This window comes from Nostoc sp. DedSLP04, assembly GCF_034530775.1.
Taxonomy (GTDB): domain Bacteria; phylum Cyanobacteriota; class Cyanobacteriia; order Cyanobacteriales; family Nostocaceae; genus Nostoc.
This window is the reverse complement of the sequence record NZ_JAVRCL010000046.1, coordinates 1-12,822: the sequence shown is the minus strand read 5'-3', so window position 1 is coordinate 12,822 and position 12,822 is coordinate 1. Positions and strand designations below refer to the sequence as shown.

Here is a 12,822-nt window from a genome sequence, read left to right as displayed (position 1 = left end):
ATGCGAATATTTACCCTGATCTGGTTTGGGCAACTTGTCTCATTAATTGGCTCTGGGCTGACTCGATTTGCTTTAGGTGTCTGGGTATACCGAAATACTGGGTCAGTCACGCAATTTGCCCTGATTTCTTTGTTCGCAATACTGCCAAGCATTTTGTTGTCACCCTTGGTCGGTGTGCTTGTAGATCGCTGGAACCGACGCACTTGCATGATACTTAGCGATGCTGGAGCAGGACTGAGTACGCTAGCTATTGTGCTGTTGCTCTTGGTTGGTCAGCTTCAAGTCTGGCATATCTACTTAGTTGTAGCAGTTAGTTCGACCTTTAGCGCTTTCCAATGGCCAGCTTATGCTGCTGCAACTACAATGCTTGTTCCAAAGCAACACCTTGGTCGTGCCAGTGGTATGGTGCAATTTGCAGAGGCAACTTCACGGCTGCTTTCACCGATGTTAGCAGGTGTGCTGGTTGTGACTATTCAGATTCAGGGCGTAATCCTGATCGACTGCGTTACTTTTCTCTTTTCCCTGGTGATGCTGCTACTCGTCCGATTCCCTGAGCCGAAAACTACCGCAGAGCATGAAGTGAAGAAAAGTTGGCAGCTGCGGGAGTTCACCTATGGGTGGACATACATTACTGCTCGACCCGGACTACTAGGATTGTTGATTTTCTTTGCTGCCATTAATTTCTTAATCGGAGTTGTCAGCGTACTAGTTACACCACTGGTATTAGCCTTTGCTACGGCTAACGTACTGGGTACGGTACTGTCCATTGGTGGAAGCGGTATGTTGGTTGGTGGTCTGGTGATGAGCGTTTGGGGCGGCCCCAAGAACCGTATCCTTGGTGTGTTTGGTTTTACCCTATCAGGTGCATTGTCCATAATACTTGCGGGGCTTAGACCTTCTGTTCCGGTCTTCTTTGCAGCTGCTTTCATCTACTATTTTGGGGTGTCCATGATTAATGGCTGTGACCAAGCCATTTGGCAGAGCAAAGTCGCACCTGCTGTTCAAGGACGTGTGTTTGCCGTGCGAAGTATGCTTGCTTTGGTATCACTACCGCTTGCCTATCTAATTGCAGGGCCTTTAGCCGATGGAGTTTTTGAGCCATTACTTGCTCCTAGAGGGTTATTAGCCGGAAGCATTGGCAAGCTTATTGGTGTCGGTCGAGGATATGGTATTGCTTTGTTGTTTATTGTCGTCGGAATCTTGACTATAATAGCGATCGCTTTTGGCTATCTATATCAACCTCTACGGCGGCTGAACCATCAACTGCCAGATGCAATTGCTGATGAGGCTCTCCTATAAAAGCATCGGTGAGAGATTAAGATAATATTGCTTTTGTCAATTAGAAATTATGCTGAAAATTTAGAAAAAGCAAAAGTATTAAATTAATTATTATACTGAATTTTGGGGATTTCAATTATTCTCTTATTACTATCAACATGAAATAGAGAATCACTAGAAGTATTCATGACTGCATCGTAGCGCTGGCGATCGCTTAGATCCTGGTTCCACTTATCAAGAAGATAACGAGCCGTGGCTGGTATTACATAACGTAGTAATTCTCCTGTTTTCTTATTCTTAATCACAACAACCGCAAAGTTACTTGCGTCGCTTTTAGAGGGTATGACCCGTAGTGAGTTTTGCCCCGGCGTAGCAACTGTAGCAATCATAATGCCATCCGCAACGCAAGGACATGGCGCATTAGCACCATCAAAGTAAGTAACATCCAATTCGCGTGATTTAGCATCAAGACGCTTCATTGCATCTAATCCTATACGGATTCCTAAAGCAATATAACTACCAAAACCTCCATGTATGCGCTTTCCGAGAGTGACCCATTCTTCTGGAGTTTGGGCAAGAGCCGGTACAGACTGAACTAAAAAACACAAACAAATTAGTAAGGATATAAGTCGCTCAAGTTTGTTAGGCATCACTATACTTTGCCAAAATAGCTACTATACAACTGTAATCAACTTGAATGAACAATCTCTAAAACCCTAACCATTTGCTAATAGCATCCAATTAGCAATAACTTCACTGCGTAGCAAACCTAAATCTAGGGAAAAAAGCGATCTAACACTGTCTTTAATGCTTCAATCTCAGTTTTAATATCTCCCTCTTGGGTAGTTCGAGCAACGGATTCCTTGAGATATTCATGTAAAATAATTCGACCAACTTGCTGAACTGCTCCTCGAACAGCAGCTATTTGAACCAATACATCCGGACAAGGACGACTGGCTTCAACCATATTCTTGACACCCCGAATATGTCCTTCAATACGGGACAATCGCTTCACCAAATCATTTAGAGATGCTTCACTGTAATTATGCTTTATATTAGATGAGTTTTCTTGATGAGAATCCATATAGCTATTTTTGGTTTTTGATGGGTTTGGAATTGATTAAGTAACAATTTACTACTAGCTGAAATCTAAATTACTGCTAAAAAATCTTGTTGGGTAGCAATTTCATATGACTGATTCAAACAAATTCACGCTCGTGGAGATGGACTGACAGGTGCATGTTCCAGCTGACAGTAAGGGCGGCTATAGCATAATGGTGACTCTAAAGCGTGCCTAACCAAGAACTCTGGATTGCTCATTACTTGTTCAGTTGCGCCATCGTACACAACTTGACCTTGACTGAGAACAACAGTGCGATCGCACAAATCCAAAGCTAAATCTAAATCATGCGTTGCAATCAGTTGTGTCAGAGGTAAACTGTGCAGCAGTTCGATTAATTGACGGCGAGAACGAGGATCTAATTGAGCCGAGGGTTCATCAAATACTAATATCTGCGGGTTCATGGCTAAAACTCCGGCGATCGCAATCCGTTTCTTTTCACCTCCAGATAAATTACCTGTATAGCGTTGCCCATACCATTGGGGATCGATATCAACTGCTGCCATTGCTTGCAGAACTCGCTGTTGTAATTCTTCACCTTGCACACCCATATTCATCGGGCCAAAAGCAACATCTTCCCAAACTGTTGTCATGAATAACTGATTATCAGGATTCTGGAACACCAAGCCGACAAAATTCCGAATGTTTCGCAAATTCTCAACAGTTAATGGCCATTGACCAATCGTTATCTGTCCCGACCCAGGCATGATAATTCCATTGAGATGTAACAGCAAGGTGGATTTTCCCGAACCATTAGCTCCGATTAATGCTACTCGCTCAGTTGCTTTGATAGACAAATTAATATCTCTCAAAGCCTGAGTTCCGTCAGGATAGATATAGCTAAGATTTTGAATTGATATTGGATTATGGTGCATTGAGACAATACGAACAAATATTATTTCCGCCAGTAAATAGCCTGACCTAGTAGTACCAAAATTACAGTCAAACTCAAAGCTACAAAATCTCGCTGTCCCCCTGACGAAACTTTTTCCATCATCGGTGGTACTCCTTGATAACCTCGTGATAGCATCGCCTGATAAACCAGATTTCCCCGGTCATAAGTGCGGATAAACAACGCTCCAATCATGTTACCGACAATTAAACGTATCGAGCGATTGCTGTTCATCAGGTTTCGGGACTCGGCTGCTCGACGCATAGCGTTAAACTCGCCAATTAATATGCTGATATAGCGATACATAGATGCCAGAATTGCTACTAGTAGTGGTGGAGTTCTCAATTCAAGTAGGGCATGAAGCAGCGCCGTTACTGAAGTTGTTAAAGTCAATAAGTTCAGTATCAAAAGTGATAGCAATGCTTTAAGCGTCACACTACCCAAAATAGTCAGCCCCACTGTTGTAATCTGTAGTGGCCCCCAAGACCATAACACCTCGCCACCACCTCGAAATAAAGTACCCAACAGAACAACACCAATAAATGTGAACTCTACTGCCAAGCGTTTGAGCAGTATTGGTAAGGTGACTCGACTTAGCAAGAGTAGGCTGACTAAAGCTAATCCATAAATAGCCCAAGTCCACCAATGCCCATCTGGGGTAAGGACAGTAGCAAATACAAACAACAATGTGCATAGTATCCGGGTACGGGGAGCAAGTTTGTGCCAGGGAGTAGCCTGTTTACTATCGATATCTACTACAAATGCTCCAACGTGCAGCAGCATGATGTTAAGTTCCCACTTAAATCAGTTATCAGTTATCAAGCGTTCCAATCTCCAGCACCCAGTCCCCACTCCCTTTTACTCATCTGAGTCTGAATAGCCATCATGCTCTGTGGAAGGTGAAGTTGAACCGCGCACAACTAGTTTGCCAATCCCCCAAGCTAAACCGAAAGTTGCTAAGGTTCCGATTAAACCAGCTAAGGGAGTGGCGATCGCTTCTGGTACACCTCTGAGGGCATACTCATCAAATATGCCGTAAAAGGGTAACTTCCGAGCTGGCGTATCTTCATGTGCCTTGCTGTCAAATTTGAGGTCTTGTGAAACTCTATCGAGTCCGTCTGGATTTTTGCTAGCCAGTGGTGAAAGGAAAATTGCAATTAGCAGGGCAATACCTAAGCCAGCAATGACAAAGGCACGGTTACGCGATCGCGAGAGGTTGCTACTCATAAGCGTTCACTCCTGATTCAATAAATACCTTTAATACCGAGATAGGGGACGAGAGACAGGTGATTTCGTTTGACGGGGGGGATCGTAAAGTAGCTCAGGTCGAGTCCGCCAGATGAAACTAAGTGCTATTACAGTAATCAGCGCCTCGCCAATGCCAATGAGAACGTGCCAAGAAGCCATCGCGGTAAAAGCTACCGCCAGAGGAACTGTTCCAGAGATAGCAAGTTCCAAGGCACATACAATTGAAGCTACCACTACACTTGTCCAGGCTGCGATCGCCGCTGCAATCACTACTCCAGATAAGCGATCGCGCCCGATAGCAAATCTCACTGTGCGATAGAGATAGTAACCACCAAATGTACCGATTAATCCCATGTTAAAGATGTTGGCTCCTAACACTGTCAGTCCACCATCCTGAAACAGAACGCCCTGGACAATGAACACTGCAACCATCACTAGCGAACCAGCCCACGGCCCTAATAAAGCTCCGGCTAGTGTTCCACCCAAAAGGTGACCAGAAGTGCCCCCTGGAATTGGAAAATTAATCATCTGTGCTGCAAAGATAAATGCTGCACAAACTCCCATTAAAGGTACAGCTCGTTCTTGGTATTCTGCCTGTGCCTGCCTAATAGCTAGTGCAATTAGACCGATGGCAATTATCCAGGTGATAAGGATAACGGGTAGATTCAAAAAGCCATCCGGAATATGCATAGCTAAATGCGGCTGTATTATCCAGTACAGCCAGCCGAAGGACGAAATACCCGTGAACGCTACTGTGTCCATATTTAATAAGTGTCTTTTGCAGCCAGATTATTTAAGGGTCTAATTTTTCAGTAGACCATGTATTTTGGATCAACTTCAATCCGGTAGGGGGGCATATCAAGTGCAGTGCGATGACCTACGGTCGGTCGTAGACCATCGCCTACGGCGGGCGAAGCAGCGCCATCGGAGTAACGGCAGCAACATGAAAAAATGATGCTTACAAACGAACAATAATTGCTTTCTTTTCACAGATACGGTATCTACGACTTAATTTAGTACGGTTCGCCACACTTAATTGTTTTGTCAAGTACTTGCAAATATTATTTACATAACGTTATATTTAGTTACATAAACCAGCGAAGGAAAAAAAGACATGACTAGCAAAGGTTTCACCATCAACGAACTCGGTCAACTTGACAACTTTGCAGTTGAACCAAAGGTTTATGTAGACCAAACTCCAAGAGTTGGCTTTACCGAGTATGCTGAAAAACTCAATGGTCGTTTGGCAATGATTGGTTTTGTCTCACTCATCGCTTTTGAAGTAATCACCGGACACGGCCTGATTGGATGGCTGACTAGCTTGTAGATAATTTTGACTATTCAAAAATTACATTCAAATAGAACATTCAGTGAGGAGAGTTATGAGAACTGATTTTGACTTCCCTAAAAAGGATTTAATTGGCCCCGTTGTTTTTCGACCTGATTTCACCAACTTTGAGAAAATCAATCTCAACCAAGCTTGGTCATTGTTTTTCACCGCAGGTCAAGACGACAAAGTGCTGGGAAAAGAAATTGAATTAGGTAAGTTTTTCACTAACCTTTTAATTGCTGTGGGAGTAACGGGAATCCTTTGGGGAACTTTCTTCAGTAATTTGGGATAAGCAATTGTGTAAGCGTATTCAATTGAATAAATTCACTAGAAGTCTTGGTTATGACAACCAAGACTTCTTTAATGTCATGAAATCTTCAAATAATCGTGACTGTTAACTAAAATTTGCTCTTGTATTATTTTCCTCACCATGCTATATAATGGGTCGATTAGTCGGTTCTAGTGGGGAACAGCCACTAGAGGAAACGGGGAAAGTCCGGTGTGAATCCGGCGCTGTCCCGCAGCTGTAATGAGATTGTGTTCAAACATCCTCTCAAAGTCAGAAGACCCGCCGATGTTAACACACCTAAAAAATCTGCGAGGTACAGATGTTGCAAAATTTTCTCTACTCAGAGTTAAGACTAATATCATCCATCGTTTTTTGTATCTGCGTTAGTAAAAGTCCATAGGTAGTGGATTTTACCAAACAACAATCGCGATATCAAAAGCAAAAATATACAGCTATCAACTATACCTTGCGAAAACTCAGCATGGCTAATGTTTAAATAAAATTTATTTAAGTTGATTCAACTGTAATTAACTCGATTAAAGATTCGAGTGTTTTTGCTAGATTTTTGAATAGTTGTACGCAAAATTTCCAAAAATTTTGTAATGTTTTGAGCAAACAAAATTAGAGAGTGTGAGTAATATTTAAAGCAATTTAGTTGCATTTAAATACCCAGCTAAACGGACACTTAGCAGCAAAGTATTTCTGCTGGGTTACTACTGGTGTGAGTAGAAGTAAATACAAATTGTCTTATGTTATAAAATCGAAACAGGAGAGTACTCTGTGAAAATACACTGGTTGCTACCCAGTACAATATTAAGTATTGCCATACTCACATCTCCCGCACTTGCTGCAAAACTAGAATCTTGGCGATTTGATGGTGTCTCCAAGCAGCTGGAATTTACGACTGATGATGCTGTACAACCCCAGGCACAGTTAATTTTTAATCCCACTCGTTTGGTAATTGATTTACCTGGAACTACTTTAGGAAAACCTAGTTTTACTCAATCTGTAGGTGGTGCAATTCGTGCTATCCGCTTTGGACAATTTGACGAACAAAAGACTCGCATAGTTGTAGAACTGAATTCAGGTTACACTCTCGATCCACAACTTGTAAAATTTACATCAAGAACTGGCAATCAATGGGTAGTACAGTTACTATCGCCAGAACGGGTAGAGACAACATCATCTGCAAGTGGAATTTACAGTGTGGTGACTGATAGAAAAGTTGCACAAACGACATCGCAGACAAATATTATTGAAAATTTACTAGTCACAGGAGATGGATTTTTTATCCGCACTCATGGCAGTAATCATTCACAAATTGAGGTAAATCGCAGCGAGAATCGTAGCGTTATAGATATTAATATTAAAGGTGCAACTTTATCGCCTAGTCTGCAACAACAGCAGTCGATCAACCGATACGGTGTCAACAGCATTCAATTTACTCAACTACAAACTGCAATACCCACCGTCCGCATGACCTTACGCATAGACAAAAATAGTCCTGATTGGCGGGCAACGGTTAGTGGTAGCGACGGTATAGTACTGTTACCTGATAATGGAGTAATCAAGTCACAACAAAGCAATAATCAACCTGACTCAGTTACCCAATTACCTACTTCCCCTTCCACAATTGAGTCTGTAGAATTGGCAAGCAATGGTACACAACTGCTAATTAAAAGCGATCGCAGTTTATCAAATGTCACGAGTAACTGGGATAGACAAACAGCCCTTTACCGAATCGCTATCCCTAATGCTAAACTCGCAGGCAATATTACCGGGCCGACTCTGAATGCAAATAGTCCCGTGTTGAGAGTACGTCTACAACAGCAAGAAAGAGAAGCGGTAGTAATTTACGTTCAACCTGCGTCTAGGGTACAAATTAAGCAACTCAACCAAATTAGTTCTCAAATATTAGCATTAGAATTTCAGCGCGATCGCTTAGTTTTACCACCCTCTGCTTCTATAACAAAACCCCCAATTGTTTTTCCTCCTTTACCAACACCATTCCCAGACCTTGAGTCTCCACCAACGACTGCATCCGAAACCTCACAACCTATACCTCGTCCTCCCAAAGGACGAATAATCATAATTATCGACCCTGGACATGGGGGAAAAGATGCAGGTGCTATTGGTCTTCATGGACTGCAAGAAAAGGATATCATCTTGAGGATTGGTAAAAAGGTCGCCTCACTTTTAGAGCAAAATGGTATTAAAGTCATCATGACAAGGGATGCTGACTATTTTATCGATCTTGCTCCTAGAGTTGTCATGGCAGAACATGTTCATGCAGACTTATTCGTGAGCATTCATGCAAATTCAATTGATAACAACCCTAGTGCAAATGGTTTAGAAACCTATCATTACGACCGGGGTTATCGTTTAGCGCAAGTGGTTCACAAAAGCATTCTTCAAGCCATTCCGACATTAAAAGACCGAGGAGTAAAACGAGCTAGATTTTATGTGCTGAGAAAAAGTTCTATGCCCGCAATTTTAATAGAAACTGGTTTTGTAACAGGTTCTGAAGATAACCCCAGACTAGCGAACCCAGAGTATGATAATCGGATGGCTGAGGCGATCGTTCGCGGTATTCTCCAATATTTACAGCAAAGGTAAGTAAGTTTCTTGTTAAGGCACTTACCAATAATAAAGTGACCAGCCGTCGCTTTCGTCTGTTCGCGCAGCGTCCCGTAGGGAAGGGCTTTCATCGCCAAAGATATAGTCGTGTGGACATAATATCCTTGATCCGGCTGGGCATTTTATTTTTTGGATCTCCCTAAATCAGATTTTTCCGGCAATAACAAAACAGGTGATTGAATTTTGCATTAAACTGTAAACAATGATATAGTCTAAGTTTAGAACTCGGTTCTGGTGGGAGTCAGCCATCAGACGCAAGGGGGAAAGTCCGGTGTAAATCCGGCACTGTCCCGCAGCTGTAATCAAGGTTCACCTTGTGAGTCAGAATGCCCGCCGAAAGTAACAGACAAACTCATACCCATCTGCGAGGTACAGGTGAATATTGCCATAAATATTTCAACGATACATCAGTTTCACGTTCTCATAGTGCCAGAGATACCCCACAGACTACTCATGGCTGTGAAATTACAGACAGTTTATTGATAATTGCAATTATGCTTTGGTCTAACTGTCATTTGCGCTAGTTTTCGCTGGCGTGAAAGCTTTTACAGAATTATTTCTGCCAAATTTACAGTTATGTTGCAGTTGCACAACTGTAAAAATTTTTCATGTCTGCGATTCAGACTTCTTTCTACAAACTTAAAAATTAATGCTCAATAAACAACATACTTTATTTGTTTGCACGACTTGTGACAGCGTGTGGCAAAACGGTAAACGAGTTGGTGAAAGTAAAGGTGAACAACTACTACAACAGCTTCAACAACTTGCACAAGATTGGGAATTGCGAAATAAATTCCACATTCAGGGAGTTGAATGCATGAGTGCTTGTAACCATTCTTGTGTTATTGCCTTTACAGCAGAAGGGAAATCAACTTATCTCTTTGGCGATTTACCAGTTGACGGCTGTGCATCTGCTGTACTGAAATGTGCAACTCAATATTATGCTAAATCCGATGGTTCACTGCCTTGGTCAGAACGACCTGAACCTTTGAAAAAGGGGATTTTAGCAAAGATTCCACCACTAAATAAGTGGGCAAAATTAAACATAAGTTGTTGTTAATTGATGACTGGGTAAAATTTCCCAGTTCTTAATCTTTAGTACTTAAATCATTAGTCTTCAAAGGAATAGAAAGTAATGCAGATTCAAACAGCAACATTAGGCTATCCCCGCATTGGTAAAAACCGGGAAGTCAAAAAAGCGCTAGAAGCATTTTGGAGTGGTAATCTAGAGTCAGAATCATTACTCCAAACCGTGCGAAAAGTCGAGGAATCTAACTGGAAAACCCAACTTGAAGCCGGAATTGACCATATTGGAATTGGAGACACAACTCTCTACGATCATGTACTTGACTGGACATTTCGTTTTGGGCTAATTCCTGAAAGATTTCAACAGCTTTCCGGGTTAGAACGCTACTTTACAATGGCACGGGGTAAAGAAGGAATTCCTGCCTTGGAAATGACCAAGTGGTTTGATACTAACTATCACTATCTCGTCCCGGAAATTGCAGAATCAATATTACCATCTGATTTCAGTGACTTTTTAGAACGAGTTAGCCGCGCTCAAAAAACATTAGGAAAACGGGCAATTCCGATTGTACTTGGCCCCTGTACTCTACTGCGCTTAAGCAAACTAGCACTAAATATTCAGCAAGCAGTATCAAAGTTAATTCCGCTATACATAAACCTACTCACTGAATTAAAAAATCTGGGAGTAGAAGAAGTACAAATACATGAACCTGCGCTTGTTTTAAGTGATGCTAATTCGTGGAAAGAACACTTTCAAACAGTTTATCAATCACTTTCGTTAGTTGGAATACCCCTACACTTGGTTACTTATTTTGATGATTTGGGTGAAACTTACCCTTGGGTGATAGATTTACCTGTTGCTGCTATTAGCTTAGACTTGACACGCGGACGCAACTTAGAGTTAATTAAAACTTACGGTTTCCCAGCAAATAAGCGACTAGGTGCAGGGATTCTAGACGCAAGAAATATTTGGCAAGTTCGTTCCGAGAAAGTTATTCCCATTTTGCAAGATATTGTAGAGACTTTACATGGAACATCTCTACATATTCAACCATCTGCTTCTTTACAATTTGTTCCCTACGATGCCAAACGAGAAAAACAATTACCATCAAAGCTACGCGATGTCTTAAGTTTTGCAGAACAGAAACTTCAAGAAGTGGTTTTCTTGGCTCGGACAATAACAGGAGAAAACACTAAAAGAGAGCAAGAAATTCTCGAGACTGGCTGGAATAAGTTCGAGGAGTTTAATCCAGCAAATCAGTCAGTTCAAGAAAGACTGAAAACTCTGAAGACTGATGATTTTCAGCGCTCCTTATCCTATGGATTGCGGCTTGATTCCCAAATTTCGCTTCCTCTGTTCCCGACAACTACAATTGGTTCTTTTCCCCAAACCTCTGAAGTTCGCCAACTCCGAATGCGTTATAAACGGGGTGAATTGAATCAGTCAGAATACGAAGCTGCAATTGATGTTCAAATTGCCGACAGCATTAAACTACAAGAGGAATTAGGATTAGATGTTTTAGTTCATGGTGAATTTGAACGCACCGATATGGTGGAATTTTTTGGACAACAGTTATCAGGCTTCGCTTTCACTGAAAATGGTTGGGTGCAAAGCTACGGTAGTCGTTATGTTCGTCCACCAATTATTTACGGTGATGTGGTTCGGACTGCGCCAATGACGGTACGTGAGTTTAAAGTCGCTCAATCTTTGACGGAAAAACCTGTAAAAGGGATGTTGACGGCTCCTGTAACTATCTTAAATTGGTCTTATCCCCGTACCGATATTTCTAGGTCAGAACAAGCTTTCCAAATTGCTTTAGCGTTGCGGGATGAGGTAGCGGATTTGGAAGCAGCTGGTGCAAAGGTAATTCAAGTTGATGAACCAGCGCTGCGTGAGGGTTTACCTTTAAAGGTTGAGCGCTGGAATGAATATCTTTCTTGGGCTGTAGATGCATTTCGTTTGGCGACAGCAGTAGCCCAACCCCAAACCCAAATTCATACCCACATGTGCTACTGCGAATTTGGTGACATCATCAAGGATATTGAACGGTTAGATGCTGATGTTATTTCGATTGAAAATAGTCGCAGCAACAATCAAACTTTGCGAGAAATCACAGAGGGTGGTTACTCACATCAAGTTGGTAATGGAGTCTACGATATTCATAGTCCCGTTGTCCCGACAACTGAGCAGATTTTACAACAATTGCGGACTGGAATTGCTAATTTATCGGTAAAACAAATTTGGGTAAATCCAGATTGTGGTTTGAAAACTCGGAGATGGTCAGAGGTGATTCCAGCTTTAAAGAACATGGTGGAAGCCACAAAAGTTCTACGGGAGGAAGCAAATGCGACTGTGAAATAACAGTAAAAGTAGCCACAGGCAAAAGTCTGAGAGTGCTTTAAGACTTTTGCTCTCTTGCTTATTGTTGAACTCAACAGTAATGCCCAATTATCTACACTACTCTTCTCTGCATTCACTGAAGATATGAAGCTCAGACTTCTGTTGACGTTTAGAGCGGTGCTTTTTGTTTTGGAGTTTAAAAAATATGATAACGACAGTGGAAACGATTGCAGCAATTGACTACAAACTATCCAAGCGATTTTTAGAACTCGATCCGGCCGGTTATTTTATCATCTACTTAGATCGGGGAGCAGGCTTAATTTGTGCGAAACATTTTACCAATGAAGTGAACGAGCAAGGATTGGCTATCGATCCAGAAACCGGAAAACCCATTCCTGCAACCGTCAAAGTGGAACGACAACCAACTGCCCTATTTACTGGAAGAACTGCTAAAGAAATTTGCATTCAAGTGTTTGAGTCAATAAAACCTTGCCCAGTGAGCCGATTGGATCATGCGGCTTACTTGGGGCGTGAGTTTATGCGAGCAGAATTGGCATTGGTGACAGGACAAGACTACGTGCAGGATTAAATAGGTTTGTGATGATTTACCCCTCTTCTGTCACTTTCCGAGTATTCTGAATAAAAGGATTAAAAGAAAAAA

At 41.9% G+C, this 12,822-nt stretch carries 14 protein-coding genes and 2 riboswitches; of the genes, 8 read left to right on the top strand and 6 right to left on the bottom strand.

Annotated elements, in window-relative coordinates; all coding sequences use genetic code 11:
- Nucleotides 1–1,299: an MFS transporter gene (locus RMX89_RS23470; RefSeq protein WP_322690638.1), complete on the top strand. Its 1,299-nt coding sequence runs from the start codon at nucleotides 1–3 to the stop codon at nucleotides 1,297–1,299.
- A gap of 83 nt (nucleotides 1,300–1,382) precedes the next feature.
- Here the strand turns inward: RMX89_RS23470 and RMX89_RS23465 are convergent, their stop codons facing one another.
- The 6 genes from RMX89_RS23465 to cbiM all read right to left on the bottom strand — a co-directional run bounded on the left by RMX89_RS23465 (nucleotide 1,383) and on the right by cbiM (nucleotide 5,300).
- Complete coding sequence (locus RMX89_RS23465; RefSeq protein WP_322690637.1) at nucleotides 1,383–1,928, bottom strand: formylmethanofuran dehydrogenase subunit E family protein; 546 nt, start codon at nucleotides 1,926–1,928, stop codon at nucleotides 1,383–1,385.
- 125 nt (nucleotides 1,929–2,053) lie between these two features.
- The gene (locus RMX89_RS23460; protein WP_416211676.1) at nucleotides 2,054–2,362 is read right to left on the bottom strand and encodes a metal-sensitive transcriptional regulator; all 309 of its coding nucleotides are present in this window, start codon (nucleotides 2,360–2,362) and stop codon (nucleotides 2,054–2,056) included.
- Between the two features lie 125 nt (nucleotides 2,363–2,487).
- A complete protein-coding gene (locus tag RMX89_RS23455) occupies nucleotides 2,488–3,273 on the bottom strand; it encodes an energy-coupling factor ABC transporter ATP-binding protein (protein WP_322690636.1) in 786 nt (261 codons plus the stop codon).
- 20 nt (nucleotides 3,274–3,293) lie between these two features.
- Nucleotides 3,294–4,073, bottom strand: coding sequence for a cobalt ECF transporter T component CbiQ (cbiQ, locus tag RMX89_RS23450; RefSeq protein WP_322690635.1), 780 nt, complete (start codon nucleotides 4,071–4,073; stop codon nucleotides 3,294–3,296).
- Nucleotides 4,074–4,148: 75 nt separating this feature from the next.
- On the bottom strand, nucleotides 4,149–4,517 hold the full coding sequence (locus RMX89_RS23445) for a PDGLE domain-containing protein (protein ID WP_322690634.1): 369 nt from the start codon (nucleotides 4,515–4,517) through the stop codon (nucleotides 4,149–4,151).
- A gap of 30 nt (nucleotides 4,518–4,547) precedes the next feature.
- Nucleotides 4,548–5,300 carry a cobalt transporter CbiM gene (cbiM, locus tag RMX89_RS23440; RefSeq protein ID WP_322690633.1) on the bottom strand — a complete coding sequence of 251 codons (753 nt, stop codon included), beginning with the start codon at nucleotides 5,298–5,300 and terminating at the stop codon, nucleotides 4,548–4,550.
- 352 nt (nucleotides 5,301–5,652) lie between these two features.
- Between cbiM and RMX89_RS23435 the strand changes: the two genes are divergently transcribed.
- The 7 genes from RMX89_RS23435 to RMX89_RS23405 all read left to right on the top strand — a co-directional run bounded on the left by RMX89_RS23435 (nucleotide 5,653) and on the right by RMX89_RS23405 (nucleotide 12,750).
- Complete coding sequence (locus RMX89_RS23435) at nucleotides 5,653–5,865, top strand: high light inducible protein (RefSeq protein ID WP_322690632.1); 213 nt, start codon at nucleotides 5,653–5,655, stop codon at nucleotides 5,863–5,865.
- 55 nt (nucleotides 5,866–5,920) lie between these two features.
- The gene (locus RMX89_RS23430) at nucleotides 5,921–6,160 is read left to right on the top strand and encodes a hypothetical protein (protein WP_322690631.1); all 240 of its coding nucleotides are present in this window, start codon (nucleotides 5,921–5,923) and stop codon (nucleotides 6,158–6,160) included.
- Nucleotides 6,161–6,305: 145 nt separating this feature from the next.
- Nucleotides 6,306–6,459, top strand: a riboswitch (cobalamin riboswitch).
- A gap of 478 nt (nucleotides 6,460–6,937) precedes the next feature.
- Nucleotides 6,938–8,773: an N-acetylmuramoyl-L-alanine amidase gene (locus RMX89_RS23425; protein WP_322690630.1), complete on the top strand. Its 1,836-nt coding sequence runs from the start codon at nucleotides 6,938–6,940 to the stop codon at nucleotides 8,771–8,773.
- Nucleotides 8,774–9,003: 230 nt separating this feature from the next.
- Nucleotides 9,004–9,147, top strand: a riboswitch (cobalamin riboswitch).
- Nucleotides 9,121–9,318 (top strand): hypothetical protein, encoded by a 198-nt coding sequence (locus RMX89_RS23420; RefSeq protein WP_322690629.1) that lies wholly within the window; start codon nucleotides 9,121–9,123, stop codon nucleotides 9,316–9,318. (Overlaps the previous riboswitch by 27 nt.)
- A 125-nt stretch (nucleotides 9,319–9,443) precedes the next feature.
- Nucleotides 9,444–9,854, top strand: coding sequence for a DUF1636 domain-containing protein (locus tag RMX89_RS23415; RefSeq protein WP_322690628.1), 411 nt, complete (start codon nucleotides 9,444–9,446; stop codon nucleotides 9,852–9,854).
- A 75-nt stretch (nucleotides 9,855–9,929) separates the two neighbouring features.
- Nucleotides 9,930–12,182, top strand: a complete 2,253-nt coding sequence (metE, locus tag RMX89_RS23410) for a 5-methyltetrahydropteroyltriglutamate--homocysteine S-methyltransferase (protein ID WP_322690627.1) — start codon at nucleotides 9,930–9,932, stop codon at nucleotides 12,180–12,182.
- A 184-nt stretch (nucleotides 12,183–12,366) separates the two neighbouring features.
- Nucleotides 12,367–12,750 (top strand): DUF4346 domain-containing protein, encoded by a 384-nt coding sequence (locus tag RMX89_RS23405; protein WP_322690626.1) that lies wholly within the window; start codon nucleotides 12,367–12,369, stop codon nucleotides 12,748–12,750.
- The last annotated feature ends 72 nt before the right edge of the window (nucleotides 12,751–12,822 follow it).